The 1,207-nt window shown below is 48.1% G+C and carries 2 rRNA genes; both read right to left on the bottom strand.

The features are described 5' to 3' along the window. Window positions 1-9: 9 nt before the first annotated feature. Window positions 10-121, bottom strand: a 5S ribosomal RNA gene (rrf, locus tag ACDQ55_RS21645). An 81-nt stretch (window positions 122-202) separates the two neighbouring features. After that, window positions 203-1,207, bottom strand: a 23S ribosomal RNA gene (locus tag ACDQ55_RS21640); the annotation flags it as partial.

The following is a 1,207-nucleotide window of genomic DNA, read 5'->3' as shown; positions in this document are numbered from 1 at the left end:
TTATAATAAGTATGGCAGCTACCTACTCTCCCGCATGATATTGCAGTACCATCGGCCATGAGGGGCTTAACTTCTCTGTTCGGAATGGGAAGAGGTGAACACCCTCGGCATAACCACCATAAGATCTTTGTTTGCTATTTCAGCAAACTCAATAAGGTAACATACTGGGAAAGTTATATTCAGATTTATAGCGTAATATTTAAAAATTAAAGCTTACGGGCAATTAGTATTACTCGGCTCCGATGTTACCACCCTTACACCTGTAACCTATCAACGTCGTAGTCTGCGACGGCCCTTAAAAGTAAACTCATCTTGAAGCAGGTTTCACGCTTAGATGCTTTCAGCGTTTATCCTATCCGTACATAGCTACTCTGCACTGCACCTGGCGGCACAACAGATACACCAGCGGTACGTACGACCCGGTCCTCTCGTACTAAGGTCATGTCCTCTCAATTTACTAACGATCACAACAGATAGGGACCGAACTGTCTTGCGACGTTCTGAACCCAGTTCACGTGCCACTTTAATCGGCGAACAGCCGAACCCTTGGGACCTTCTCCAGCCCCAGGATGTGACGAACCGACATCGAGGTGCCAAACCTCACCGTCGATATGAGCTCTTGGGTGAGATCAGCCTGTTATCCCCGGAGTACCTTTTATCCTTTGAGCGATGGCCCTTCCATACAGAACCACCGGATCACTTTAGCCTGCTTTCGCACCTGCTCGGCTTGTTTGCCTCACAGTCAAGCACCCTTATACTAATGCGCTCTGCGTACGATTACCAACCGTACTGAGGGTACCTTTGCGAGCCTCCGTTACCTTTTAGGAGGCGACCACCCCAGTCAAACTACCCACCAAACAATGTCCCCGTTGCCGGGTTAGACTCTAAATAACAGAAGGTTGGTATTTCAACGATGACTCCACAACTCCTAGCGAAGCTGCTTCATAGTCTCCCAACTATCCTACACATCTGGCATTCAAAATCAATGTTAAGTTGTAGTGAAGGTTCACGGGGTCTTTCCGTCCCGTTGCGATTAACCGGCATCTTCACCGATACTACAATTTCACCGAGCTCGTGGTAGAGACAGTGTACAACTCATTAGACCATTCGTGCAGGTCGGAACTTACCCGACAAGGAATTTCGCTACCTTAGGACCGTTATAGTTACGGCCGCCGTTTACTGGGGCTTCAGTCAGAAGCTTTGGATT

This window comes from Chitinophaga sp. 30R24, from assembly GCF_049056765.1.
Taxonomy (GTDB): Bacteria; Bacteroidota; Bacteroidia; order Chitinophagales; family Chitinophagaceae; genus Chitinophaga.
The sequence above is the reverse complement of the archived record's forward strand: the minus strand, read 5'-3'. Positions and strand labels throughout refer to the sequence as shown.